This window comes from Streptomyces sp. MUSC 14 (assembly GCF_001866675.1).
Lineage (GTDB): Bacteria > Actinomycetota > Actinomycetes > Streptomycetales > Streptomycetaceae > Streptomyces.
In genome coordinates this window covers 326,803-350,627 of sequence record NZ_MLYN01000007.1, presented here as the reverse complement: position 1 = coordinate 350,627, position 23,825 = coordinate 326,803, and the positions used below count along the sequence as shown (strand labels likewise).

The 23,825-nt window shown below is 67.2% G+C and carries 25 protein-coding genes, 2 pseudogenes and 1 riboswitch; of the genes and pseudogenes, 8 read left to right on the top strand and 19 right to left on the bottom strand.

What is annotated here, in order from left to right; all coding sequences use genetic code 11:
- Nucleotides 1-21: 21 nt before the first annotated feature.
- From BIV25_RS02885 to BIV25_RS02855, 11 genes are all read right to left on the bottom strand, one after another.
- Nucleotides 22-555 carry a hypothetical protein gene (locus BIV25_RS02885; RefSeq protein WP_256255543.1) on the bottom strand — a complete coding sequence of 178 codons (534 nt, stop codon included), beginning with the start codon at nt 553-555 and terminating at the stop codon, nt 22-24.
- 567 nt (nt 556-1,122) lie between these two features.
- Nucleotides 1,123-1,647, bottom strand: a complete 525-nt coding sequence (locus tag BIV25_RS02880) for a hypothetical protein (RefSeq protein ID WP_256255542.1) — start codon at nt 1,645-1,647, stop codon at nt 1,123-1,125.
- 107 nt (nt 1,648-1,754) lie between these two features.
- A complete protein-coding gene (locus BIV25_RS02875) occupies nt 1,755-2,807 on the bottom strand; it encodes a DUF2637 domain-containing protein (RefSeq protein ID WP_071370634.1) in 1,053 nt (350 codons plus the stop codon).
- A 62-nt stretch (nt 2,808-2,869) separates the two neighbouring features.
- Nucleotides 2,870-3,289: a DUF6195 family protein gene (locus tag BIV25_RS02870; RefSeq protein ID WP_071370477.1), complete on the bottom strand. Its 420-nt coding sequence runs from the start codon at nt 3,287-3,289 to the stop codon at nt 2,870-2,872.
- Complete coding sequence (locus BIV25_RS02865; RefSeq protein ID WP_107485871.1) at nt 3,289-3,633, bottom strand: DUF4326 domain-containing protein; 345 nt, start codon at nt 3,631-3,633, stop codon at nt 3,289-3,291. The genes BIV25_RS02870 and BIV25_RS02865 overlap by 1 nt, the downstream gene beginning before the upstream one ends.
- A complete protein-coding gene (locus tag BIV25_RS02860; protein WP_079176393.1) occupies nt 3,633-4,355 on the bottom strand; it encodes an ATP-binding protein in 723 nt (240 codons plus the stop codon). Before BIV25_RS02860 ends, BIV25_RS02865 begins: the two co-directional genes overlap by 1 nt.
- Nucleotides 4,356-4,357: 2 nt before the next feature.
- Nucleotides 4,358-5,164, bottom strand: coding sequence for a hypothetical protein (locus tag BIV25_RS50755; RefSeq protein ID WP_177235137.1), 807 nt, complete (start codon nt 5,162-5,164; stop codon nt 4,358-4,360).
- Nucleotides 5,165-5,226: 62 nt separating this feature from the next.
- Complete coding sequence (locus BIV25_RS50230) at nt 5,227-5,589, bottom strand: hypothetical protein (protein ID WP_143076570.1); 363 nt, start codon at nt 5,587-5,589, stop codon at nt 5,227-5,229.
- 62 nt (nt 5,590-5,651) lie between these two features.
- On the bottom strand, nt 5,652-6,236 hold the full coding sequence (locus BIV25_RS54195; RefSeq protein WP_079176392.1) for a WhiB family transcriptional regulator: 585 nt from the start codon (nt 6,234-6,236) through the stop codon (nt 5,652-5,654).
- Between the two features lie 59 nt (nt 6,237-6,295).
- Complete coding sequence (locus BIV25_RS46320; protein ID WP_079176391.1) at nt 6,296-6,679, bottom strand: helix-turn-helix domain-containing protein; 384 nt, start codon at nt 6,677-6,679, stop codon at nt 6,296-6,298.
- Nucleotides 6,679-6,993 (bottom strand): transcriptional regulator, encoded by a 315-nt coding sequence (locus BIV25_RS02855; protein ID WP_071370474.1) that lies wholly within the window; start codon nt 6,991-6,993, stop codon nt 6,679-6,681. The genes BIV25_RS46320 and BIV25_RS02855 overlap by 1 nt, the downstream gene beginning before the upstream one ends.
- A gap of 377 nt (nt 6,994-7,370) precedes the next feature.
- On the opposite strand from BIV25_RS02855, the gene BIV25_RS02850 reads away from it, so the two are divergent.
- Nucleotides 7,371-8,228, top strand: a complete 858-nt coding sequence (locus BIV25_RS02850; protein WP_256255539.1) for a helix-turn-helix transcriptional regulator — start codon at nt 7,371-7,373, stop codon at nt 8,226-8,228.
- A gap of 67 nt (nt 8,229-8,295) precedes the next feature.
- On the opposite strand, the gene BIV25_RS02845 is transcribed toward BIV25_RS02850, so the two are convergent.
- The 3 genes from BIV25_RS02845 to BIV25_RS02835 are packed head-to-tail and all read right to left on the bottom strand — an operon-like array spanning nt 8,296 to nt 11,156.
- Nucleotides 8,296-9,486, bottom strand: coding sequence for an amidohydrolase family protein (locus BIV25_RS02845; protein WP_071370472.1), 1,191 nt, complete (start codon nt 9,484-9,486; stop codon nt 8,296-8,298).
- 29 nt (nt 9,487-9,515) lie between these two features.
- Nucleotides 9,516-10,613 (bottom strand): MAB_1171c family putative transporter, encoded by a 1,098-nt coding sequence (locus tag BIV25_RS02840; RefSeq protein ID WP_256255538.1) that lies wholly within the window; start codon nt 10,611-10,613, stop codon nt 9,516-9,518.
- An 18-nt stretch (nt 10,614-10,631) separates the two neighbouring features.
- Nucleotides 10,632-11,156, bottom strand: coding sequence for a hypothetical protein (locus BIV25_RS02835; RefSeq protein WP_071370470.1), 525 nt, complete (start codon nt 11,154-11,156; stop codon nt 10,632-10,634).
- A 1,212-nt stretch (nt 11,157-12,368) separates the two neighbouring features.
- Here BIV25_RS02835 and BIV25_RS52340 point away from each other — a divergent pair.
- Nucleotides 12,369-12,846 (top strand): annotated as a pseudogene (locus BIV25_RS52340) (FUSC family protein); the annotation flags it as partial.
- Nucleotides 12,847-13,078: 232 nt separating this feature from the next.
- On the opposite strand, the gene BIV25_RS02830 reads toward BIV25_RS52340, so the two are convergent.
- From BIV25_RS02830 to tsaD, 3 genes are all read right to left on the bottom strand, one after another.
- Nucleotides 13,079-13,411, bottom strand: a complete 333-nt coding sequence (locus BIV25_RS02830) for an antibiotic biosynthesis monooxygenase (protein ID WP_071370469.1) — start codon at nt 13,409-13,411, stop codon at nt 13,079-13,081.
- 62 nt (nt 13,412-13,473) lie between these two features.
- Nucleotides 13,474-14,052 carry a GNAT family N-acetyltransferase gene (locus BIV25_RS02825; protein ID WP_071370468.1) on the bottom strand — a complete coding sequence of 193 codons (579 nt, stop codon included), beginning with the start codon at nt 14,050-14,052 and terminating at the stop codon, nt 13,474-13,476.
- Entirely contained in the window at nt 14,052-15,104 is a 1,053-nt protein-coding gene (tsaD, locus tag BIV25_RS02820) for a tRNA (adenosine(37)-N6)-threonylcarbamoyltransferase complex transferase subunit TsaD (RefSeq protein ID WP_071370467.1), read from the bottom strand. The genes BIV25_RS02825 and tsaD overlap by 1 nt, the downstream gene beginning before the upstream one ends.
- A 198-nt stretch (nt 15,105-15,302) precedes the next feature.
- On the opposite strand from tsaD, the gene BIV25_RS02815 reads away from it, so the two are divergent.
- Nucleotides 15,303-16,469, top strand: a complete 1,167-nt coding sequence (locus tag BIV25_RS02815) for a HoxN/HupN/NixA family nickel/cobalt transporter (protein ID WP_177235136.1) — start codon at nt 15,303-15,305, stop codon at nt 16,467-16,469.
- Between the two features lie 56 nt (nt 16,470-16,525).
- Here the strand turns inward: BIV25_RS02815 and BIV25_RS02810 are convergent, their stop codons facing one another.
- Entirely contained in the window at nt 16,526-16,972 is a 447-nt protein-coding gene (locus BIV25_RS02810; protein WP_071370465.1) for a Fur family transcriptional regulator, read from the bottom strand.
- 164 nt (nt 16,973-17,136) lie between these two features.
- On the opposite strand from BIV25_RS02810, the gene BIV25_RS02805 reads away from it, so the two are divergent.
- Nucleotides 17,137-17,778: a superoxide dismutase gene (locus tag BIV25_RS02805; protein WP_071370464.1), complete on the top strand. Its 642-nt coding sequence runs from the start codon at nt 17,137-17,139 to the stop codon at nt 17,776-17,778.
- Nucleotides 17,779-17,921: 143 nt separating this feature from the next.
- On the opposite strand, the gene BIV25_RS50750 is transcribed toward BIV25_RS02805, so the two are convergent.
- A complete protein-coding gene (locus tag BIV25_RS50750) occupies nt 17,922-18,080 on the bottom strand; it encodes a hypothetical protein (RefSeq protein WP_177235118.1) in 159 nt (52 codons plus the stop codon).
- A 706-nt stretch (nt 18,081-18,786) separates the two neighbouring features.
- Nucleotides 18,787-18,968: riboswitch (cobalamin riboswitch) on the top strand.
- A 222-nt stretch (nt 18,969-19,190) separates the two neighbouring features.
- Between BIV25_RS50750 and BIV25_RS02800 the strand changes: the two genes are divergently transcribed.
- The 4 genes and pseudogenes from BIV25_RS02800 to mmsB form a co-directional block, all read left to right on the top strand.
- The gene (locus tag BIV25_RS02800; protein ID WP_071370463.1) at nt 19,191-20,714 is read left to right on the top strand and encodes a CoA-acylating methylmalonate-semialdehyde dehydrogenase; all 1,524 of its coding nucleotides are present in this window, start codon (nt 19,191-19,193) and stop codon (nt 20,712-20,714) included.
- A gap of 7 nt (nt 20,715-20,721) precedes the next feature.
- A complete protein-coding gene (locus BIV25_RS02795) occupies nt 20,722-21,870 on the top strand; it encodes an acyl-CoA dehydrogenase family protein (protein WP_071370462.1) in 1,149 nt (382 codons plus the stop codon).
- The gene (locus BIV25_RS02790) at nt 21,867-22,943 is read left to right on the top strand and encodes an enoyl-CoA hydratase/isomerase family protein (protein WP_071370461.1); all 1,077 of its coding nucleotides are present in this window, start codon (nt 21,867-21,869) and stop codon (nt 22,941-22,943) included. The genes BIV25_RS02795 and BIV25_RS02790 overlap by 4 nt, the downstream gene beginning before the upstream one ends.
- Nucleotides 22,940-23,800 (top strand): annotated as a pseudogene (gene mmsB / locus BIV25_RS02785) (3-hydroxyisobutyrate dehydrogenase); the annotation flags it as partial. The gene BIV25_RS02790 and the pseudogene mmsB, both read left to right, overlap by 4 nt.
- Nucleotides 23,801-23,825 lie beyond the last annotated feature (25 nt).

The following is a 23,825-nucleotide window of genomic DNA, read 5'->3' as shown; positions in this document are numbered from 1 at the left end:
GCTCTGTTCACGGCGACCCCGTCACGCCCAGGGCAGGGCGGTGACGCGCCAGCCGTCGGAGGTGTGCTCCAGACGCAGGACGAGCTGTTCGCTGCTGTGCCTGGCCTGCCCGGACTTAGGGGCTGTCGTCAGGGTGTAGCCGACTCGGACGAGAGCCGAGGACGCGCTGACCCCGGGCGCGCCGTCGGGGACCACGACTGAGGCGATCTTCACCGTCTGACGCGCCTTCTCGGCACGAAGTGCTGCCCACGGGGCGTCTTGGCCCGGCCGCTGCTGACTCAGGATGCCTATCAGCTCCCCGGAGGCGAGCTTGGCCGCCCGCGCGCCGGCGTCGGCATACGAGCTGTCCTTGCCGTCGCGTGCGTCATGCTCGGCGTAGGCCGTGGTGAAGGCCCGAGCCGTCTTCTCAACGTCCTTCGGCAGGGCGGAGCTTGGCGGTGCTGCGGGACCTCCCGCGCTCGGTGGGGCCGCGTCGGTGATGCCCGCCGAGACGGAATGCGGCTGTGCCGTCGTGGGCTTGGACTGGCCGGTGGTCGAACTGGAGCAGCCGGTCAACAGGGCAGACAGAGAACTGACTATCCCTATTGCGGCATATATAGGAGTGAAACGGGACGTTCGAGGCATTCGGGAACCACAATCTCGGTGCATGGGATTTCGAGAGATTGGGTGGCGCGGCCCCATGGAGGGTCGGGGCCTGCGCCACCCCTTCGCAGGAAAGAGGAAGACTCCACCTGCGGGTCCTACCGGCCGGACGCCGGAGAATCTGAGGATCAGACCGGAGCCTTGTGACCCCTGCTCGTCGTGATTCTCGGATGGAGAGGGAATTCGATCGCGCTTCGCACCGGTATCGAATTCAGTTTTAGCGCTCGACCTGTGCCATAGTGTGCAACGGTCGATTTTAGGTGGCCGTTACTCATATCAAAGCCATCGCCCCCCTTGCATGATCAGCGAGAGACCGGGAAACGGGTCTCCATCGGCCTGGAAATTCCTTGCAGCGTTGGCCGTGCCTGAATCCTTGCAGAGATTCGGAGACAACTCGAATCAGAAAAAAAGTCGGAACTTAATTCCAGGAATTAGGTTCCGACTTCTGTAATCGAGGGGGTCTTTCAGGTGATTTGGTCTCTACATGGCCGGGCAGCGCAGGTGCTCGATCGCTACGCCGAGCCACGGCGCAGCCGGGCCGGCGAGGAGCACCGGCGCGCACACGCTGTACGAAAGCACTACCTCGGGCCGGCCCGCCGTGACTCCGGTCAGAAGGGCATGGTCGAACGGCAGCCAGGTTGGCGACCGGTGAGGCCTGAGCCGTAGTCCGGTAGAGGTGAGGACCACCCGGGCCGCGGTGTGATCACGCCACTGTGGCGCGGCGGCATCTTCCGCCTCCTGGCGGCGCCGGGCGTCCAGGCGGTTGTTGGCCACCCACCGCCGGCCGAAGGTCGGGTGGTTCTCGAAGTACCCGGTCGACGGCGGACAGACGACTTCGCTTCCGTAGAAGCGCGCGACCGAGCACGTCACATCCGCGAAGGCGACTTCCCCGTCCGCAAGAGGAAGGTCGTCCACCTGGACCGGCACCAGTTCACCACCGCCGTGGAGGTGAGCCGCGAGCGCGGACGCTGCTGGCACGGCGTCGAGCCGGACTGCGTCCTGCACCCGATCTCGTCGGCGAAGCCACATACCCATTCCTTCCTGAACAAGCGAACCTTCCGTGGTCGCTGCCGTGCGAGTCGCAGCGACCACAGGGGCACTCGGAGATGAGATCACCAGAGGGCGCTGGAGGCAGCGGCGGGTGCCTTCGCCGCCTCTTCCTCCTCGTCCTTCAGCCGGGCCAGCAGCACGCCCAACCGGTCGTTGCTGATCGGCTGGTGTGCGCGGACGGCCCCGGCCACGGCATCACGACTGATCCGTCCGGCCTGCTGGGAAGCGGCCCGTGCGATCGGCAGCAACTCGGCCAACCACTCGTCGTCTGCCTCCCGGTCCTGCGGAAGCTCCGCACTGTCCGGGACGGACGGCTTTTCACCGTCCGCAGACGCGCGGACCGCCGCCGGGACCGAAGGCTTGTCCTCCGCCGTGAGCGTCGTCGCCATCCCGAGGTCCGCGAGGCCGACAGACGGTCCGTCTACGTCGCAAGGGTCGCCGTCCGTGCCGTCCGCATCGGCAGATGAATCCGTACCGGGTTCGTCCGCACGAGCCTCACCGTCTCGGTCAGGCTCATGTTTCCGCAGGTCAACGTAGGTTGCAGCGGAGCTGTCTGCTGCGGACGGACCGGCGGCAAGGCTTCCTGAATCGGCTGTCGTGGGTGTCTCCAACGGACGAGAATCCGGCAGAATTGCAGCGCTTTCGAGCGACGGAACCTCTTGGCGGACCGGTCCGGGACCGTCGTCCGCGCCGTCTGGGACCGACAGTTCGGCGGTCCGCGCCATCAGGATGTAGAGGTGCACGGAGCCCGCCAGTGCGAGCGGAGCGAGCGTCGACAGCACCCCGACGACGCTGTCCGCCAGGTGCAGCGCGGACCGTCCGGCCTGCGGACCGTCGTTCAGCGTGGTGGCATGCAGGGCGTTCGCGCCGAGACTGGCCCCCGTGGCCGCAAGGAAGAGGAACCAGGCGTACAGCCGAGCGCCGAAGCGCTGGTGGCGAAGGAGCACGATCGCTCGGACGCCGTACGCAATGAACCCGTCTATGAACACCGGAAACAGGTAGCTCAGGCTTTCCCGCGCGTGGATCGCGATGGCGATCTGCCGCAGTGCGTCATAGGAGAAAGCGAAGCCAGCCGCGCCGAGCAGGATGATGGCGGAACGGTCCCAGGCCGTCATACCGCGAAGGCTGTAGACCCCCTGCGGTTCAGTGGCCGTCGCCTCTATGTGAGCCCGTGACATCAGAGGTTCCCTCCGTCGCGCGGGTCGATGGACGACCATGCGGGGGTCTGGGAAAGCAGCTGTCCGAGCTGTTCCAAGGACGTCACCTCGTGCACATGCTGACTCGGGCAGCTCACGCACGACACCCGCAGCAGGATGCGTTCCGTGCCTCCCTGATCGCTGTAGTGCAGCTCCAGGTGCTGGCCCCCGACGGTGTCGATCGAGGCGAAGGCTTGCAGGTGTTCTTCGAAGGAGAGGAGACCCAGGACTTCCCAGTCGAGGGTGACCGCCGTGTCACCCAGGACGCGACGGGCGTACTTCGCGGCCGCCGTTACGGACCGCGGGCCCCAGGTGCGGAAGGCGTTCTCCCGTTCGGCTTTGCGCCGTTCCTCGGCGGTCGCGAGGTGCTGGGCCGCGGCGAACATGATCGGGTGACTCATCAGGGGCCTTCCAGGGAGCTGATCGTGTAGCCGTCGCCGGGTTCGTTGGCAAGGCGGAGGAGCATGTCGGCGTGGCACGGCACGTCGAGAGGGCAGGTGCACATCAGGTCGAGACCGCGCAGGGCACGGGCGAACCGGGCGGCATAGAAGCGGCCTATGGGGCCGCGGAGCGTGGCGGCGAAGAGATCCACGGTCTCTGCCGCGTCCATCGGGGGGCCGAAGGGAGAAGGAGCGGGGTCTCCAGCCCTGAACGGATTCGCAAACCGGCTGCGTGGGCCGACGTATATACAGGCTGTGGGCAAGGTCGCGGTATCCCGGGACGCACCGCGAAGACGGATGGGCATCAGGCCGCCCTCCCGCCGCGCCGCCGGTCGGCGCCGATCATCGGCACGAGGCTGGTCACCATCTCAGCCAGACGGCTCGCCACTCGGGCCCCGACGAAGTCGGTCAGGGACGGCCCGTTGTCATTGCGGGCCGGAAGATTGGACGTGATGATCGTCGGCAAGCAGTGGTTGTACCTGTAGTTGATGAGCCGATACGTCACCTCCTCGGTCCACTCCGACGTTTTCGCCGTGCCGAGGTCATCGAGCAGCAGGTACTGAACCTCGCTCAGCTTCCGCAGCTCCCGTTCCGCCGCACCCATCACCTGCGAGGGACGCAGCGTGCCGTACATGTCCGCCGAGTTGACCGCGATCAGCTCGAACCGGTCGGGGCCGCCGGCCGCGATCCTGCGCAGGGCCCCGTACGCCTGGTGCGTCTTCCCCGTCCCGGTCAGGCCGGTGAGGAGGAGAGCACCAGCGGCGGAGTTGTCCGCGAGAGCGCGATCAGCCCATGCGGTGACTTCCCGGATCGTCGCCTCAGCGCCGCTGAACCGGGGAGGGGTTGCGGTCCGCCACCGGTTCAGTGCGTATTCAGCGCGGGCACGGCGATGCCATCCGCGGTCCCCCGGATTTTCCTCCGATGAGTCGTCAGCGGCGCTGTCGGACACCTGGATTCCTTTCGCGGCGAGTATTCGTTCCAGGCGGCGCATTGACCTGGCACTGCCTACGCATTCCGGCTCTGCCATGATCAAAATCCGTTCTGGTAAGCGCTGGGCTCAGCTGTGTTCTGAAATGGGGTCCAGCCCCCGGGAGGCCGACGCAGGGGGACGACGTTGTCTTGGGGGCCTTGGAATGCCGCCGTAGGGGTGTGCGACGGGAGGTCAGCCCAGATGCGGAGCAGGTAGCGGGCCGACTGCGGCGGTCGGTCGGCGTTCCACCGTCGCGCGATCATCTCGACCAGCCGTTCATGTCCCCAACGAGCCACGAGAGCTGTTACCCGATCCCATTCCGATTCGGTCAGACGCCAGCCGACGAGCATTCCGGCACTGGTTATGGCTGTTACCAGATTCTTGGCGCCATCAGGAACCGTGACTGAACCCTGATTGGTTGCATGGTTCTCTCGGCTTGACCCAAGCGAGCTAGCTTGCTCTTTGGCGGTGGTAATACTCCCTACGGGAGTATTACCACCAGGCGCGCGAGAGGAAGAAACTTCCCAGTTCCCGTGCAGAGACTTCCCACTTGCAGCTGTCGAAGGGGCGTTCTGGGAAGAGACTTCCTGGAACCTTGTTCCCTCATCTGATGGTTCCGGAGATGGAGTGGGAAGTTCTTTCTCTGAAACGGTTGGGGTCTCGGCCCCCTGGTTGAAGAGGAGAATCGAGTAGCTGTTGGGGTGCGAGGCGCCCCCTCCGCGCTCGCGGCTGAGTTCACCGAGCGTCGCCAGCTCCCTCAAGCACTTCGTTACCGAGCGCGCGGTGAGTTGCGTGAGGCAGGAGATGTCCTCCAGAGTCAGTTTGGCCTTTCCCTTGTCGTCGGCCTCACGAGCGATGGCCAGCATGACGAGACGCGATCCTCTGCACGACTTGGACTTCGACCAGACCAATTCCGTCGCTATATCACTCATCGGAAGTTCCTGTCAGCTATCGCTATGAGGCGAGAACGGACAAGACCGAAAGAGTGATCATCCTCAGGGATGTACCCGATCTGATACGGCTCAGGAGTTAGGTAAAGAGCCCCGGTGGGGAGATGGAAATCATGGGAAAGGCGCCAGTCGGCAGCGTCGCCGAAGTGGCACATGATCAGGCGTGCCGCCTCTTTTTCGATTCGGCGGTCGATGAGCATGCGGTAGAAGTCTGATTCGAATAGCTGGGTAACAGCGCAGCGTTCCGAATACACGCGGACAAGGGCTGCCGTGGGGGCTATTTCGCGGATCGCGTCACCAAGATTTGCGCACGGCGAAGAGGCAAGGTCATTCTGAAACATGGAGGAACTCCCTGAATCGCAAGGAATTCCTTGCGGGAGGATCGTTTGCTCGTGGGGGTGCGTCAGGCTGCGTCAGTGCCGTGAACAGGTACGGTCGGCCTGGATTTGGACTTCTTCCGGTGGCATCGCGCGAGTTTCAGTAGGTATTTGTGCGTAACGCCGAGTCCTCGGGCCACCGCGGCAGGTTCGAGTGAAGGGTCAGCCGCGAATCGAGCGATCACTGTCTCCCGCTCGACCCGGCTAAGCGCCGTGGTATTGCCCTGAAGCGCACCTTGGACGGCTTCTTCATTCACGCGCTGCTGCCACGCGACGCGCAGTGTGAACCGCTCTGAAGCCAGGAGACCAGCTCGAATACCGAACTCATCGTCATCTCTGAGCGATTCGACCAGGCAACGAGCAGCCACAGCCGACGGGCACGATGCGCAGAGATTACGCGGCCGATTAAGGGAGCTGCCCAGCTTGTGTTTCACAATCTGGGGATCTTCACGCGGGCCATCCCAAAGGGGGACGAAGATATCGATGTCTTGGCCAGAACACCTGGCTTCTTCCGCCCAGCGCTTTCCAGGGGCCTTCTTTGATTCTTCGATAAGGGGAGACCAATCCCCCTTATACGCAGCCTCGATGAGACTGCATATGTCGCTGCTCATTTGTGTCTCGCGATGTTCACGAAGTCAAGCGCCTTTATGCGCCCGAGCGGAAAAGGGGATCAGGGGCGCTTGCGTGAGCGTGTAGAGGGCTGAAGCGACATCGACGCCGACATGCGTTTCCTTTGCGCTGTTCCTGGACTCACGAAGTGCATATCCGAAATGGCGCGAAGGTCTTCCTCGGTGAATTGCACGAACTTTCCGAACTTCCGGTGGGGAAGCGTGGAGATTCGCTCGCGCAGCCACTTTTCCGGAATATTCAGCCGCTCGGCCGCTTCGCTGTATCCGATGTGGAGCCGCGTATCGCGAGGTTCTGACGGCCGGTTGCCCACCAGTGCATCGATGCCACCCGCCTGTGCCAGCAGGCTCATCACGGTGGCGAACCCCTGCATTTCGGCAGGCCCGAAGGTGAGTGGGCCTACGTTCGCCGGTGCCACGGTTGACATCACGCTTCCAGCCCGCGCAGCTGGCCCGTCCGCAGGTCGAAGACATGGCCGCCCGAGGCTGCCCAGCCAGCCTGCGGAAAACTGCGGATGATCCACCGCGCGATGGTCAAGGCCTTCGCCCGGGGTATACGAAGGGCGTGTCCGCGGTCGTTCATGGCGGTCAGCCCCAGGTGAGGCCAGAGCGTACGGGGGCCCTGAAGGCGCACCTGGACGACGGCGGCTTCGGGCAGCATCGACGCGAGCTGAGCGGCCAGCCGCTCAGTGGTCAGCGAAGCCTTGTCCGGCTCCGGGTTGCAGTCCGCAGTGAGGGACATGCGACACTCCTCTATGTGGTACGCCGCTCCGTTTATGCCGTGCGAAGGACGACGGAGTGGCCGTGCGAGTGGCCGGCGCCCCGGTAAGGGGCTAAGGCCGCGAGCTGCCGTCTGGCGTCTGGGAGGTGCGAACTCTCGGGCGCCAGTGGCGTTTTGAGGGGGTGGACCCGTGTGCGAGGCGCGTGCGGCTGTCCCCTCTGTCCAGCAGCTCCCATGCTGGGGGCAGCTGGACGAGCGAAGGCTGAGGGGTGCGAAGTCCCTCGTTTTTCGCTAAGCTGAAGCTATCGCGATTCCCGCTAAAAGTCAACAGCTCGATGTTTCTTCGGTTCGCACAAAAACGAGGTCTGATGCCTGCTCGCCGCTTCGATAGAGGTCGTGTGCGCTCGGTACGGCGAGCCGCCGAGATCTCGCAGGCCGACGTAGCCGCGGGCGTAGGCGTCGGCGACTCGACGGTGGCGGGCTGGGAGCTTGGCTCATCCGAGCCCGACCAGGAGAAACTGTCCGCTCTGGCCCAGGTCCTGAAGCAGGACCTGGACGAGCTGTTCCCGCGTGGCGGGCTGCCTGATCTTCGGGACCTGCGTTGCGACGCCGGCCTCTACCGGTACGAGATGGCCGAGGTCATCGGGACGAAGAGCGACGGCCCTGTGGCAGGGGCGGAGCAAGGGGTGCGGCGCCTCAAGGAGAAGTACATCCCGGCCCTGGCCCGGGCCTACGGGGTGACCGAGGACGAGCTGAGGCTGGCACAGGAACGGTCCTTCGGGCCAGCCCACCGTGAAGATGAAGAGGGCGTGTCCACCGCAGTCCTCCTTGCCGACGAACCACCCAGCACCCTGGCGGAGAAGATCACCCTGGTCCTGGAGCGTTCGTATCCCGGCCAGACGGCGCCAGGAGACGAGGACATCGCTGCGTCAGTGAACGCGTACGCGGGAGCGGACGTGATCACCGCCGAGGAGGTAGAGCGGCTTCGGACAGGCCTGGGCGAAGAGGCCGCCCCCGTCGTCCGCCAAGGTCTCGCGCACACCTTCGGGGTGTCCCCCCTGTACTTCGAGCCGGACGACGCTGTCGTACGGCAGGTCTACGAAGGACTGCGCCTCATGTCGGCCGCCAAGCAGGGGAAGGTCCGCCGCGTCCGCGCCCGCGGGATCAAGCCCGAAGGCCTGCCGGCCAACGTTCTGTCGATGCTGAACGACCTTGCAGCCGAGCTGGACAAGGAGGACCCCGACGCAAACGAATAGCGCCTGTTCCGAGGGCGTTTACCCCAGGAACAGGCGCTGCGATCGACCGACGGCCGGCCGCGGGCGTCTATTCGGCCGCGTTCGGCTCGTGCCGACGGCCAGAGGCCCACACGGCCCTGACCTCCTTCAGCGCTGCGAGATCGGCGAGCGGATCACCGTCGACCAGGAGCAGGTCAGCGCGGTAGCCGGGAGCGATCGTGCCGGTCGTGGAGCCCAACCCCAAAGCAGCCGCTGCTTCAGACGTCGCCATATCGATGACCTTGGCGTTCGGCATACCCACGTGCGCGTAGAAACCGAGTGCTCCCGCGAGCGAGCCGTCGAACCCAGTCCGCTGCACTCCGGCGTCAGTCCCAGCGATGAACCGGACGCCAGCCTCGGCCATCTGCCGTACCTGTCCGAACAGAGTGGCCGTCCGTTCCTCGCCGAAGACGCGGGCCGCCATCTGCCAGTGCGGACCGACGGCCGGGCAGACCGCAATGCCCTGCTCAACGATCTTCTTCAGGACGTCCGGGCGCAGGCCGAACCCGTCCTCCGTCATCCACGTGCAATGCTCAATGGTGTCCACCCCGGCATCCACGACCGCCGAGATGCCGTCCGCGCTGTGTGCGTGCGCGGCCACCGGCACACCGGCCTGATGGGCCTCTTCCACCAGGGCCCGCAGCTCGTCCGCGGAGAACTGGCTCTGCCAGCTCTTCGGCCCGTCCTTCGTGAGACCGCCGCCGCTCGCCATCACCTTGATCGCCTTGGCGCCCGCCGCCACGTTGCGCTGTACGAGATCACGGACCGCAGCTTCGCCCGAGACCTCGCCGCCCAGGAAATAGCAGTGGCCTCCAGGCGTGGTCAGCGGCGTGCCCGCAGCCACGATGCGGGGGCCGGGAACAGCACCCCGGCTGATTTCCTCCTGCAAGCGGAAGGTCAGACCGTTGCGGTCCCCCAGGTCACGGACTGTTGTTACGCCGCTCGACAGGAGTTGCTCCGCGCGTCGGCGCATGTCTTGCAGCAGCTGTTCGTCGCTCGATTCGGAGAAGGCGGCCAACACTTCGGCGCTGCCGTCGAACACGAGATGCACGTGGGAGTCGATGAGCCCGGGCATCAGCGTCGCATCCGGAAACGCGAGGTCCATCTCCTGCGTGCCGGAGTGGTCAGCGACCTGCGCGCGCGGGCCGACGGCGGTGATCGAGCCACCTTCGATACGGACGGCGCCGTCCTCCACGTACGTCCCGGAGCCGGTCAGGACCCGTCCAGCAGTGATCAGCATCTCGTCTCGTCTTCCTCGCTCTTCTACGGTCACGCGGTCAGCCGCAGCGCCTCCGCCACCGCGATCAGCTGGTCGACATCCGACTCCCTCTCGTTTCCCTGCGGCACTGCCAGAGGAACCGCCCTTGCGGGAGCCGGCACACCCTGCCGGATCGCCGCCGAGGCACGACGAAGCTGTCTGGCCAGCTGGGCCGGCTCCAGGTGCAGCAGGTCTGTGTCATCCTCCTCGCCCACAAGGTACGGGCTGATATGGACCAGTCCATCCCGGCATTCCACTATCCGCCGGTGGTAGCGACGGTGCACACCGCGAGCACGCCACCGATCCCACGGCGTACGGGACGCGGGCCTCAACTCGTTCTCCGGGTAGACCGAGATCAGTAGTTGCCACAGTGGAGCCAGCCGACGGTGATCCCGGCGCCGACGCAGCCACAGCCGCGTGGCAGTGATCCTCGCGCGGACACCTGAATACGTGATGCCCAGGACGAAGACCACGCTCGACACGGCTACCAAGGCTGCCGCCCAGGTCGTGAGTTGCTGTGGCACGGACCCGCCGCTCCAGCGGACGGCGACGAAGGCCGCGCGGACGGCGCAGGCCACCGCCAGTGCGCCGAGACCGATCGCGGTCATCCACAGCCCAGTCGCGTGAGGGCGTCGTGACATACGGGCATAGCGGGCGGACCACCATCCGGCCGCTCCGATCGCGTACATCAGGTACAGGCCGGCGACGAGGTAGAAGGCGGCAACCTGGAGGATCGTCATGTCCACCGTGCTAGACGCTTTGCTGAGCGCTCCCCGTGGTGCGGTCACGGTGGCCAGAGCGATCGCTACGGTGGCTAGGGCCACGACGATGCCCTCAACGCGGGCGCGACGACGGGCTTGCCCGTCGGTCGAGTACAGGTAGAAACACATCAGGAAGTAGCAGGCCAGCAACAGCAGCAGGTTCTGGACCAGCCGCAGCATGTCGTGCCCAGCGATGGTCTCCAGGCCGCTTTCGCCCCCCGGCATGGCCACTGCGTTCGACAGCCCCAGACTCAAGAGGGTGAGAGCCACTGATCGGGTGGGAGCGTCATGGGGGGCACGCGACCACAGATACAGCCTCCACACGGTGGCAGCCACGAAGATCAGCAAGAGGTATATCCCCATGGTCTACAGCCACCCTCGCCGGTCGCCCAGAGCTGCCTGTACGCGACGGACTTCCGGGTGCTCGGACAGAGGCGGGAGCGCGTCGACCACCGAGGACCACTCCAGGATGACCGTGGCCGCCAACTCCACCCAGCACTCCTCCTGGTCCTCGTACGTACAGCGACGGGCAACCCGCCGGATCAGCGCAGGATCGAGCACGGGGACCAGGGCTGCCCAGTCCTCGACAGCGGCGTCCGGAGACTCTGGGGCTTCCCCCCACTCGGAGACGAGGATGTGGAGGACCTCGTGGAGGATGATCTGCCGCTGGTGCAGCTTCGTCGTTTCCTCCTGGTAGAGGACCACGTCCCTCACGGTCATATCGACCCACAGGCCTGTCGGTCCGGGCTTCTCCAGCGGAAAAGGACGGAGGACGATGGGGCGTCCGCGCCTCTCGCCGAGAGCCCTGGCCAGTTCCTCTACATCCAGAGGAGGTGTGACCTTCAGGCTGCGCAGCTCTTCCCGAAGCCGGCGGTGGAGGTCTCGCTCCACCGTCCGATTCCCGGCCGTGCGCCAGCGTCCGAACCTACGACGGCTGGGCTCAGCGGCGCCACGACCGCCTCTTCCCGACCACATGAGTAAAACCCTTTCAACCGGCAACGGCTCCCCCGAGCAGGGCGCCAAGTGCCCAAGTGATGACGTCCTGTTCACAGCGTGGGAAGCGACCGCAGACAAGCATGACTGCGACACCACCGTGTTGTTCTCGCGGAGGTCCGGGCCTATTCCAGATCGCTCCGTGACGCCGATGTCACGGATGCGAACGAGCAACGGAGCACGAACGGTTTCCTCAAGGGAGCTGCCGGGAACCCCATGGACGGTACGTGACGCTTCGGGCAGGTGGTGACTGAAAAGACTTGATCAACTTTTGTCGTCCATGTACTACATCGGGGTGTCAAAATGCTCCAAATCGGCCACGATTGAAGTTTGCACAAAGCGTTGATCTGCGGGTTTGTGCTTTAGTTGGATGCCACGGAGAGGTCTAGACCATGCCTGGCGCTGTTGTGGATCCGTTATAGTTCCACTGCGGCATGAGTTAATAAATCGGGCAAATTTCCCGATTTGGGGAGTGTGTGGTCGCAGTCACTTCGGAGCAATTTGGGCAATGGGTGCGGTTGGGCTTTCGCCCGTGCCGGGCGCGCTTCCGAATCGATCTGACGGCTACGTGGAGTTCTGGAATGAACACCGTATGTGCAGTTTGGCTGCGTTGTGTCCTGATGATCGACCGCATGTCCTGCCTGCAGGAGTAACGATTGACGCCGCTGCGGGAGTCGCCCGAGTTATCATCCGCAAATCAGGCAGGGAATCTGCCAGCATGCTGGCGAGCGATGGTATTGCCCGAGTTGCGGTGTGCCAGGTCGACGGCGGTCGTTGGTGATGCTCGAAGGTACGGCTGAAGTTCGTACAGACGCTTCCGAAGTCCAGGACGCCGTCACTCGGTACGGAGAGCGGTATGGCCGCACGCCGGCCACGGACCCCGAGCGCGCCGTCGTACAGATCTCGGTAGATCACGCGATCTGATCAGCAGCTCGATCCACACATCATCAGGATGCTGAACATCAAGATGAGGTTGACGATGAGCAGCTGACCCACACCCTGGGCGGGGTCCGCGGCCATGACCTTGAGGATGTTGTCGACTCCGCGCCTGTGGGGGATGCGCCTCTGCGGAACGGCGCACCCAAGGTGAAGGCCCCGTCGCCCCCGGCGGCGTGGATCCAGCGAGCGCTGCACTGTGTCCACGCGTGCACGTCTGAGGCTGCGGCCCGCTTGGCCAGCTCTCCGGCTGCGGATCTGGCCTGGCATGTCGCTGAACTGGAGCTGCTGTTGGGCAGGGTGAGGCCGTCGCTGGCGCCCCTAGTGCGCCCGTTCACTCCGCTGCGGGCGCGTAAAGCGCGGGCCCGTCAGGTGATCGAGCTGCTGGACCGGTGTGCCCGGGAGGTGCGCGGCCTGGCATCGGTCGCGGCGGATCCGGATGCTTCCCACGACGCGAGGTTTGCGGCAGCGTGCTGGCGGGTGGAGGCAGCAGCGGACACTCATCACACCCGGTGCCACGCCGAGCGAGGGTCATGCGGCGGTTGCAACACCGCAGCGTTCCGGTGGCGAACTGGCGTTGGCCCATCTGCATGGCCTGGAACAGGCACTGAAAGCACTCGCAGTCCCGTTGCAAGGCCCCGTCGCGGCCTGACGGCCGCCGCCCCAGGAGGGTTACGAGGCTCGTGCTCCGTGACGGCGCCCACTACGCGATGGCGATTCGCCGTGTGGGTAGTCGGCCAGGGGCCTGGAACATGCGGTGTCTGCCAGGGGTGTGCGTGTGCTGAATGGGCTTGATCCGCTTCGGGTCCGCAGCGGGCGGCACCGCCGGGGGACCCGCTATGGGGCGGCCCGAACGGGTGGCACGTTGATGCCCGTGTCGCGGCTCAGGGGCGGTGGGCCGACGCCACTCGGAAGAGGCGGGGCTGGACGTCGCTCGCGATGGTGGCCGCCTCGTCCATGTGGACCCGGGCCTCGGGGGTGGCGAGCATCGCGCGGTAGTGCTCCTCGCTCTCCCACTGGGCGTAGTTGATGACGCGTTCGCCGTCCTGGGAGGCGTGGAAGTTGGCGCAGATGAAGCCGGGTTGGTGCTTCATCGTCTCTTCGGTTGCGTGGGCGAGCAGAGCGATCAGTTCGGACTGACAGTCGGGGGAGACGGTGAAGACGTTGATGAGCGTCGCCACAGGGCGCTCGGTGTTGATATGTGCCGTAACGGTCACGGGATGGTTCCTCCTCTTGCTTCGAGTGGGGAGTGTGCGGGGCCGCATCCCTGCGGAGGCATTCAAAGGTCGAGAGGCGGGGCGGCGAGGGCGCGCGCCGGATGTCGGGGACCGAGGAAGACGGCGATGCCCTTGCCCTCGGGGGAGGGGTGGGTGGCCTGGGTCCAGCCCTGGCGGCGGTAGAAGTCCATGGCCCGGGGCGACCGGAGTGAGGTGAGCAGCCAGGAACGGCCCTCGGGCGCGTCGGCGATGACCGTCTTCAGTAACTCGGCAGCGAGGCCGGTGCCGCGGGCTGCGGTGCGGACGGCGAGTTCGTCTATCTCGCGGGCGCCACAGAGCCACTCCGTGGTGCGTTCCTTGCCTAGGCCGGCGGCGGCTTGGGGATAGCAGCGGTCGGCGGGAAAGGGGGACGCCGTGCTCCAGGCAATGGTGAAGCCGACGACGTCCAGCCCCGTGACGGCGAGCGCTGCTGTGAAGCCGGGGCGTTTGACGTCCTGCACCAGTCGGCCGACGAATTCCGTGGCCTGCTTCTCATCCTCGTTCCACGGAGGGGCGCAGAAGGCGTCGAGGTAGACGGAGCGCAGGGCGTCGGAGTGGGACAGCAGGTCCTCGCCGTGGAAGACGCGGATGTCCGAGGTCATCAGGCGGCCACCCTTGCCGTGGCATTTGGGTGCAGGGCCGCGTACTCCAGGGGTGCCGACGGGTCGATGGACACGTCCAGGGGGGCTGGTTCGGCTCCGGCCCGTACGAGGAGGTCGCCGACTGCGGCGATCATCGCGCCGTTGTCGGTGCACAGCCGCAGGGGTGGCACGCGCAGGGTGAGTCCGGCGGCCCGGCACCGCTTCTCTGCCAGCGCGCGCACCCGGGAGTTCGCGGCGACCCCGCCGACCACGACGAGTGTGCCCACGCCGTGCTCCAGGCAGGCTGCGACCGCCTTGCGGGTGAGCACGTCCGCGACCGCCTCCTGGAGGGACGCCGCCCCGTCGGCGACTGGCAGTTCGGAGGCCGTGTGACTCTCGGCCCAGCGCGCAGCCGCTGTCTTCAGCCCTGAGAAGGAGAAGTCGTACGAACCGGGAAGCGGGCGGGGGAAGGGGACAGCGTGCGGATCCCCCGCGCGCGCTGCCCGGTCGACGGCGGGTCCGCCGGGGTACGGCAGCCCGAAGACCCGCGCGACCTTGTCGAAGCACTCGCCCGCCGCGTCGTCGAGAGTGTCGCCCAGGTGGGCGATCGAATCGCGGGCGAGATCTCGGACGAGGAGGAGCGAGGTATGGCCTCCGGAGACGATCAGCACCATGCAGGGGTCAGGGAGCGGGCCGTGTTCGAGCGTGTCGGCGGCGACGTGGCCGGCGAGGTGGTGGACGCCGTACAGCGGGACGCCCAGTGCGTACGCCAGCCCCTTCGCGCCGGCCAGCCCGACCTGGAGCGCGGCGGATAATCCTGGCCCCGTCGTGACGGCCACCGCGCCGACGGCGGACAGTGTGAGCCCGGCCTGGTCCAGGGCCTGCTGGATCACCGGGCGCAGGGCGTGCAGGTGGGCGCGGCTGGCGATCTCGGGCACGACGCCGCCGTACCGGGCGTGCTCGTCCATGCTCGATGCGATCGCGTGCCCGAGCAGCCGCCCGTCCCGGACCAGGCCGGCGCCGGTCTCGTCGCAGGACGACTCGATGCCCAGCACGATCGGGGTGGGGCTCATACAGATCCTTCCTGCCCAAAACTTGTTACTGCAAGGAGTATGCAATAAGGAGGTCGGCGGTTGTGGCGCCACCCTCCGCGCGGCGATGCGACTTGGTGTGGTCTTTGCCGCATGTTCGTTGTAGTTGCAATGTGATTGCAGAAACCTGAAAGGCGCGGCTGAAAACAGACGCTCACCGAGAAGTGAGGCCGGGACCCCATGACCACCGCACCTGATTCCGCTCCCGCGAGCCCGACTGCCCGGGACGGCGGGCGAGGTTTCTCGTGGCAGCGCATCCGCACGTCGATGACCCGCAAGGAGTGGGCCAGTGCCGGCGGGATGGCGGCGTTCATCCTCGCGCTGCACGTGATCGGCTGGTTCACGCTGGTGGCGATCGTCGCGCCGGAGCACTACAGCCTGGGCACGAAGACCTTCGGCATAGGCATAGGTGTCACCGCATACACCCTCGGCATGCGGCACGCTTTCGACGCCGACCACATCGCGGCGATCGACAACACCACCCGCAAGCTGATGGGTGAGGGCAAGCGGCCGCTGTCGGTCGGCTTCTGGTTCTCGCTGGGGCACTCCACGATCGTTTTCGCTCTCGCCTTCCTGCTCTCCCTGGGCGTCAAGGAACTGGCAGGCCCCGTCGAGAACGACAACTCCTCGCTGCACGACATCACCGGCTGGATCGGCACGACCGTCTCAGGCACGTTCCTCTACCTCATCGCGATCATCAACCTGGTGATCATGGCGGGCATCTGGAAGGTCTTCCGGCAGATGCGAGCCGGCCACTTCGACGAGGCCGCCCTGGAGGAGCAGCTCAACAGCCGCGGGTTCATGAACCGCCTACTCGGCCGCGTGATGAAGGCGATCACCAGGCCATGGCAGATGTACCCGGTGGGGCTCCTCTTCGGCCTCGGCTTCGACACCGCCACCGAGGTCGCCCTGCTCGTCCTCGCCGGCTCCGGCGCCGCCTCCGGGCTGCCCTGGTACGCGATTCTGTGCCTGCCGGTCCTGTTCGCGGCCGGCATGTCCCTGCTCGACACCATCGACGGCTCGTTCATGAACTTCGCCTACGAGTGGGCGTTCTCCAAGCCGGTGCGGAAGGTCTACTACAACCTCACCATGACCGGCCTGTCGGTGGCCGTCGCGCTCATCATCGGCACCGTTGAGCTGCTGGGTCTGGTAGCGGACCAGGCCGGACTGCACGGCCCCTTCTGGGACTGGGTCTCCGGCCTGGACCTGAACCTCGTCGGCTATGTCATCGTCGGCCTGTTCTTCGCCACCTGGGCCGTGGCCTTCGCGGTGTGGAAGGTCGGCCGCATTGAGGAGAAGTGGGAGGCAGGCATGGCGCGCGGGGCGGCGGAACAGCCGGCCGAGTAGGTGTCCGTGAGCGGTGATCCCCATGGCGCCGCCCGGGTGTGGCGCCACACGGCAGGTCAGCCGCAATCGCCGCACAGGCCGAACAGCATCAGCGACCCCGACGAGTCGGGGCGGAGACCCGTCAGCTCCTCGATCCTTCGCACCGCCTCGGCCAGATGTGCGGCCGCGACGGCCGAGACGCCTCCGCAGCCCTGGCACACCGCGTGGTGGTGCGGCTCGCCGGTGATGCCGTAACGCGTCGGGCCGGGCCCGTGGACGACATGGACGAGGCCCACCGCGGTCAGGGCGTCGAGCGTGCGGTAGACCGTGGTGTGGTGGACCGCTGAGCCGATGCGGGGCAGCTCGGCACGGATCTCCGCGGCGGACAGATGACACTCGGGTGCCCCGAGCACGGCCAGGACGAGCAGCCGGGCCGCCGTGCAGCGCAGGCCGCCTCGCCGCAGCAGAGCGCGGAGATCCGTCGGGCGGACATCTCCGCGCGGCGGCGACGAAAGGTTCCCCATTTCTCCGCCCTCTCGTGGTGCCCCAGGGCCGACCGGTGCTTCCACGCCGACGGTGACACGGAAGGAGTCCTAGGACCAACGCCTGATCGGCAACGCTGAGTTCTTGCTGTTAGCGTGCACTTGCATCTTATTGGCAACAAGTGAGAAGGCGGAGGACGTTGGACATGCCCGTGTACACGCTCCCGGAGCTTCCGTACGACTACTCGGCGCTCGCCCCGGTCATCAGCCCCGAGATCATCGAGCTGCACCACGACAAGCACCACGCGGCGTACGTCAAGGGCGCCAACGACACGCTGGAGCAGCTCGCGGAGGCCCGGGACAAGGAGTCCTGGGGTTCCATCAACGGCCTGGAGAAGAACCTGGCCTTCCACCTCTCCGGGCACATCCTGCACAGCATCTACTGGCACAACATGACCGGTGACGGCGGCGGCGAACCGCTGGAGAAGGACGGAGTGGGCGAGCTGGCGGATGCCATCGCCGAGTCCTTCGGCTCCTACGCGGGCTTCAAGGCCCAGCTGACCAAGGCCGCCGCCACCACGCAGGGTTCGGGCTGGGGCGTGCTCGCCTATGAGCCGCTGAGCGGCCGGCTGGTCGTCGAGCAGGTCTACGACCACCAGGGCAACGTCGGCCAGGGCTCGACCCCGATCCTGGTCTTCGACGCCTGGGAACACGCCTTCTACCTGCAGTACAAGAACCAGAAGGTCGACTTCATCGAGGCGATGTGGGCCGTCGTCAACTGGCAGGACGTAGCCAAGCGCTACGCCGCCGCCAAGGAGCGCGGCAACAGCCTGCTGCTCGCGCCGTGACGTCGTAGGGCGCCGCGAAACACCTGAGCGTCCTGCCTTGTGATCGTCTTCTCACCCTTCACGGGCAGGCGGCACAACGGAAGGCTCCCGGGAGGAAGTTCCTCGCGGGAGCCTTCCTGCTGTCGGAACGGGCAGCTGTGGCCTCAGCCGGTATCGGCGGTGCGGGCGCTCCAGCGTTCCTCGACCTTGGCCAGGCGCCAGTGGCCGATGGCCGCGGCCCGGACGACCACGAAGAGGCCGATGATGCCGTAAGTGAGTTGTCCAGGTTCACTGCACGTGAGGTTGTAGACCGGTGGACTCACGGGATCTACTCTGGGCGGAGCCGTCTCGGTGGACTCCCCCGTGCCACCGAGACGGCCTTCGTGCGACAAGGCAGGTCGTACTGGCCACCTTGCGCCGTGCTGCCTGCCGCAATCCGCCACCGGAGCAGACCTACCGCACTTCGCGCACCGTGGAATGCACGAGCAGTACGGCTACGACGTCCTCAGGCCGGGCGAGCGAGCCGAGGCGGAACGGGTCTTGGCGAGCGCATGAGTCACATCGACGGTTCGGTCCTGGCGCGCCACGCCCGCGGGGCGCCTGGCATGCGCAAGCGGTTCGTGGCTGGCCCGAACGAGCAACGGTGACGTCGCGCGACTCCCGCCGCAGGAGCCCTGCTCGGCGTACGCTCCGGAATGCGAGGGCGGGACACTTCGGACATCGAGAATGCCTCTTGCTCATGTGGCAAAGGGGTGTGCCGAAGCTGGTACAGCCGGCCGCCGGTGATCGATGTCCGACCACTCACCGAAACTGATGGAGGTGCTGGGGTCCTCGGTTGCCGACCCGATGCGCGAGTTGCAGGAGGCCACTGCGGCCCGGCCGTACTGACGCCCTTCCGGCGTGCCGCACGCAAGGCCCGCTTCGGGCGCGCGTGCGCTTCGCAGCCGCCAGAACGGCCGAATCCGACCCCTCCTGACCTGGGGAGGTAGTGGAGATACGACTGCGGGGTGGATTTACTAGGACGTCCAACTATATATTCGAGGGGTAGGCCCGCGGTGCAGGGAAGCCGGTGTGATTCCGGCACGGTCCCGCCACTGTGACCGGGGAGTACGCCGTCGAGCAGGACGCCACTGACGAGCAGCATGTCGGGAAGGCGGACGGCGCGCGCTGATCCGGGAGTCAGGATACCGGCCGTGGGATGTTCCGTGTTGTCCACGAGGATGGAGCTGACACGCATGGCACCGGTGCGCATTCACGGTCCCGGCGGACTCCGTCGTTGGCGTCAGGCCCGCCGCACTCCCGTCGTCACCGCCTGACCACGCGCCATTCGCGTTCTCGCGTCGCTTCTGCATGCCCGTGTACGCCACCGCGTCCACGCGTGCCGGTCCGGCGCGCCATCCCGGATCACCTCCACCTGACGAGAGCAGGCACCCATGATCCGTCCGCACGACCCCAGCGCCGTACGCGAGTTGACCCACTTCGTCGGCGGCAAGCACACCCCGGGAACCTCGGGACGCTACGGCGATGTGTACGACCCCAATACCGGCGAGGTCCAGGCACGTGTGCCCCTGGCGGACCGGGCCGAGACCGAGGCGGCGATCGGCGTCGCCGTCGAGGCGCAGCGCGAGTGGGGCGCGTGGAGCCCGCAGCGCCGTGCCCGCGTCCTGCTGCGCTTCCTGCACCTTGTCGAGCAGGAGAAGGGCGCGCTGGCCCGGCTGCTGTCCTCCGAGCACGGCAAGACGATCGCCGACGCACACGGCGACATCCAACGCGGCCTGGAGGTCGTGGAGTTCGCCGCCGGTATCCCGCACCTGCTCAAGGGCGAGTTCACCGACAACGCGGGTACCGGCATCGACGTCCACTCCCTGCGGGCGCCCCTCGGTGTGGTCGCCGGGATCACGCCGTTCAACTTCCCCGCGATGATCCCGCTGTGGAAGGCGGCCCCGGCACTGGCCTGCGGCAACGCCTTCCTCCTCAAGCCGTCCGAGCGCGACCCGTCCGTGCCGCTCCGGCTCGCCGAGCTGTTCCTGGAGGCGGGCCTGCCGGCCGGAGTCCTCAACGTCGTCAACGGCGCGAGGGAATCGGTCGACACCCTCCTCGAAGACCCCCGCGTCGCCGCCCTCGGCTTCGTCGGCTCCACGCCGGTCGCCGCGCACGTCTATGCCGCGGCCGCCGCCCATGGCAAGCGCGCCCAGTGCTTCGGCGGCGCCAAGAACCACATGATCGTGATGCCGGACGCCGACCTCGACCAGGCGGTGGACGCCCTGATCGGCGCCGGCTACGGGTCGGCGGGCGAGCGCTGCATGGCCATCTCCGTGGCCGTGCCCGTGGGTGAGGACACCGCCGACGCACTGGTCGCCAGGCTGAAGGAGCGCATCGGCTCACTGCGGATCGGTCGCAGCGACGACCCCGACGTCGACTTCGGCCCACTGGTGGGCCGGGACGCGGTGGACCGGGTGCGTTCGTACGTCGACCTCGGTGTCGAGGAGGGTGCCGAACTGGTCGTGGACGGACGGGACTTCGTGCTCCCCGGCCACGAGAACGGCTTCTTCGCCGGGGCCTCGCTCTTCGACCGGGTCACCCCCGCCATGCGTATCTACCAGGAGGAGATCTTCGGGCCCGTGCTGTCGGTCGTGCGCGCCGCCGACTACGAGGAGGCCCTGCGCCTGCCGAGTGAGCACGCTTTCGGCAACGGTGTCGCGATCTTCACCCGTGACGGCGACACGGCCCGCGACTTCACCCGACGGGTCGACACCGGCATGGTCGGCGTCAACGTGCCCATTCCGGTGCCGGTCGCCTACCACACCTTCGGCGGCTGGAAGCGCTCCGGCTTCGGCGACCTGAACCAGCACGGGCCGGACGCGATCCGCTTCTACACCCGTACCAAGACGGTCACTTCGCGCTGGCCCGCCGGTCTGCGCGAGGGCGCGAGCTTCACGATCCCGACGATGGGGTGAGCGGACGATGACCATCACCCTGCTCACCGAGGACCAGCAGGCTCTCGTCGAGACCACCCTCGACTTTGCTCAGGACCACCTGGCCCCGCACGCCCTGGACTGGGACCGCGACAAGCACTTCCCCGTCGATGTCCTGCGCAAGGCCGCCGGGCTCGGACTCGGCGGCGTCTACGTCCGGGAGGAGTCCGGCGGCTCCGGCCTCAGCCGTGCCGACGGCATCCTCGTCTTCGAGACACTGGCCTCGGGCTGCCCGTCCATCGCCGGCTACCTCTCCATCCACAACATGGTCGCCTGGATGATCGACCGTTACGGCGACGGCGCCCAGCGCGACCGGTGGCTGCCCCGGCTGTGCGCGATGGAGGACCTGGCCAGCTACTGCCTGACAGAACCGGGTGCCGGCTCCGACGCGGCGGCCCTGACCACCCGGGCCGTCCGAGACGGCGACGACTACGTACTGACCGGTGTGAAGCAGTTCATCTCCGGGGCAGGTGCCTCCCAGCTGTACGTGGTCATGGCCCGGACCGGCGGCGACGGCGCGGACGGTGTCTCGGCGTTCGTGGTCGACAAGGACGACCCGGGCATCTCCTTCGGGCCGAACGAACGGAAGATGGGCTGGAACGCCCAGCCGACCCGCCAGGTCGTCCTGGACGGCGTACGGCTGCCCGCCGACCGGCTCCTCGGACGCGAGGGCGAGGGCTTCCGGATCGCGATGAACGGCCTGAACGGCGGCCGTCTCGGCATCGCCGCCTGCTCGCTAGGCGGCGCCCGCAGTGCCCTCGACCGAAGTCTTGCCCACCTTGCCGACCGGGAGGCATTCGGCACACGTCTGCTCGACGCGCAGGCGCTGCGCTTCCGCCTCGCCGACATGGCGACGGAACTCGCCGCCGCCCGAGCCCTGGTCCAGCAGGCCGCCCGCGCACTCGATGCGGGCGACCCGCAGGCCCCGTACCTGTGCGCGATGGCGAAGCGGTTCGCCACCGACACCGGGTACTCGGTGGCCGACCGGGCGCTCCAGCTGTACGGCGGCTACGGCTACCTCAGCGAGTACGGCATCGAGAAGATCGTCCGCGACCTGCGCGTCCATCAGATCCTGGAAGGAACCAACGAGATCATGCGTGTCATCGTGGCCCGCGGCCTGACGGAGGCGTTCGGATGACCGCCACCGACGAACCCGTCCTCTTCCGCACCGCAGGCCGGGCCGCCCACATCACGCTCAACCGGCCGGGGGCCGTCAACGCACTCAGCCACGAGATGGTCCGGCGCATCGACGAGGCCCTGACCGCGTGGGAGCACGACCCGGCTGTTCAGACCGTCGTCGTCACCGGCGCCGGGGAGCGCGGCCTGTGTGCGGGCGGCGACATCCGCAGCATCCACGACGACGCCCGCGACGGCGACGGCAGCGCCTCCGCCGCGTTCTGGCGCGACGAGTACCGCCTCAACGCCCGCATCGCCCGCTACCCCAAGCCCTATGTGGCCGTCATGGACGGCATCGTCATGGGCGGCGGCGTCGGCATATCCGCGCACGGCAGCGTCCGCATCGTCACCGAACGGTCGCGCATCGCCATGCCCGAGACCGGCATCGGCTTCGTCCCCGACGTCGGCGGCACTTACCTGCTCGCCCTCGCCCCGGGCGAACTGGGCACCCACCTCGCCCTGACCGGCGCACAGATCGGCGCCGGCGACGCCCTGCTGTGCGGCCTCGCCGACCATTACCTGCCGTGCACCGGACTGGGCGCCTTCCTGGACGACCTTGCCGAGAAACCCGTACGGGACGCGCTACGGCGTCACGTACAGCCCTCCCCGCAGGGCGAGTTGACGGAACGACGAGAGTGGATCGACGGCTGCTACTCGGCGGACACCGTCGAGGACATCGTGAACCGGCTGCTGGACCATGGGACTCCCGCGACCAAGGACGCGGCGCAGACCCTGCTGACCAAGTCGCCGACCGCTCTGAAGGTCACCCTGGCCGCCTTGCGCCGCGCCCGGCGCCTGGGCCCGCTGGAGGCGGTCCTCGACCAGGAGTACCGCGTCTCCTGCGCCGCTCTGCTCCACCCGGACCTGGTGGAGGGCATCCGCGCCCAGGTCATCGACAAGGACCGAGACCCGCACTGGTCCCCGGCGACCCTGGTCGAGGTCACCGACACCGGCGTGGACCGCTTCTTCGCCCCGCTCGGCGAGCGTGAACTCGGGCTCGCCGGGCCCGGAACCGGCTCGGAGGTGGCCTGGTGAGCCAGACCGTCGCGTTCATCGGACTCGGGCACATGGGCGCGCCTATGGCCGCCAACCTGGTCAAGGCGGGCCACAGGGTCCGCGGCCACGACCTGGTGCCCGACGCTCTGGACGGCGCCGCACGGGCCGGTGTCGAGGCAGCCGGATCAGCGGCCGACGCGGTGACGGACGCCGAGGTGGTCATCACCATGCTCCCTGCCGGCCGCCACGTCCTGGACCTGTACGAGACCGTCCTCTCCTCGGCCCGCCCCGGCACGCTCTTCGTCGACTGTTCCACCATCGACGTCGCCGACGCCCGCACCGCCCACGAACGCGCTGTCGTCGCAGGAATGCGAGCGCTGGACGCGCCCGTCTCGGGCGGAGTGGTCGGCGCCGAGGCCGCCACGCTGACCTTCATGGCGGGCGGGGGAGAGGAGGAGTTCACGCAGGCGCGGCCCCTGCTGGAGGCCATGGGCAAGAAGGCCGTCCACTGCGGCGGTGCGGGCGCGGGGCAGGCAGCCAAGATCTGCAACAACATGATCCTGGGCGTTTCCATGATCGCCGTGAGTGAGGCGTTCGTCCTGGGCGAGAGCCTCGGGCTGTCCCACCAGGCGCTCTACGACGTGGCCTCCACAGCGTCCGGGCAGTGCTGGGCGCTCAGCGTGAACTGCCCCGTCCCCGGGCCTGTTCCGACCAGCCCGGCCAACAAGGACTACCGGCCGGGATTCGCAGCCTCTCTCATGGCGAAGGACCTGGGACTGGCTGCCAACGCGGTCCGGGCTGGGGGTGTGCACGCAGAACTGGGCGTGCGGGCGGCCGAGTTGTACGTGGAGTACGCGGAGCAGGCCGGTGCCACGGAGGACTTCTCCGGCATCGTCCGCACCATCAGGGACCGGAGCGGAG

Bases quoted from the DNA above. Each gene is read 5' to 3' on its own strand.
- BIV25_RS02805 (WP_071370464.1), top strand. From the start codon at position 17,137: ATGCCCGTGTACACGCTCCCGGAGCTTCCGTACGACTACTCGGCGCTC.
- BIV25_RS02800 (WP_071370463.1), top strand. From the start codon at position 19,191: ATGATCCGTCCGCACGACCCCAGCGCCGTACGCGAGTTGACCCACTTC.
- BIV25_RS46320 (WP_079176391.1), bottom strand. From the start codon at position 6,679: ATGTCAACCGTGGCACCGGCGAACGTAGGCCCACTCACCTTCGGGCCT.
- BIV25_RS02875 (WP_071370634.1), bottom strand. From the start codon at position 2,807: ATGACGGCCTGGGACCGTTCCGCCATCATCCTGCTCGGCGCGGCTGGC.
- BIV25_RS54195 (WP_079176392.1), bottom strand. From the start codon at position 6,236: ATGAGCAGCGACATATGCAGTCTCATCGAGGCTGCGTATAAGGGGGAT.
- BIV25_RS02810 (WP_071370465.1), bottom strand. From the start codon at position 16,972: ATGGGGAACCTTTCGTCGCCGCCGCGCGGAGATGTCCGCCCGACGGAT.
- BIV25_RS02860 (WP_079176393.1), bottom strand. From the start codon at position 4,355: ATGGCAGAGCCGGAATGCGTAGGCAGTGCCAGGTCAATGCGCCGCCTG.
- BIV25_RS02865 (WP_107485871.1), bottom strand. From the start codon at position 3,633: ATGCCCATCCGTCTTCGCGGTGCGTCCCGGGATACCGCGACCTTGCCC.
- tsaD (WP_071370467.1), bottom strand. From the start codon at position 15,104: ATGAGCCCCACCCCGATCGTGCTGGGCATCGAGTCGTCCTGCGACGAG.
- BIV25_RS02855 (WP_071370474.1), bottom strand. From the start codon at position 6,993: ATGTCCCTCACTGCGGACTGCAACCCGGAGCCGGACAAGGCTTCGCTG.
- BIV25_RS02790 (WP_071370461.1), top strand. From the start codon at position 21,867: ATGACCGCCACCGACGAACCCGTCCTCTTCCGCACCGCAGGCCGGGCC.
- BIV25_RS02795 (WP_071370462.1), top strand. From the start codon at position 20,722: ATGACCATCACCCTGCTCACCGAGGACCAGCAGGCTCTCGTCGAGACC.
- BIV25_RS50755 (WP_177235137.1), bottom strand. From the start codon at position 5,164: ATGCTGGCCATCGCTCGTGAGGCCGACGACAAGGGAAAGGCCAAACTG.
- BIV25_RS02825 (WP_071370468.1), bottom strand. From the start codon at position 14,052: ATGACCTCGGACATCCGCGTCTTCCACGGCGAGGACCTGCTGTCCCAC.
- BIV25_RS50230 (WP_143076570.1), bottom strand. From the start codon at position 5,589: ATGTTTCAGAATGACCTTGCCTCTTCGCCGTGCGCAAATCTTGGTGAC.
- BIV25_RS02870 (WP_071370477.1), bottom strand. From the start codon at position 3,289: ATGAGTCACCCGATCATGTTCGCCGCGGCCCAGCACCTCGCGACCGCC.
- BIV25_RS02845 (WP_071370472.1), bottom strand. From the start codon at position 9,486: ATGCTGATCACTGCTGGACGGGTCCTGACCGGCTCCGGGACGTACGTG.
- BIV25_RS02815 (WP_177235136.1), top strand. From the start codon at position 15,303: ATGACCACCGCACCTGATTCCGCTCCCGCGAGCCCGACTGCCCGGGAC.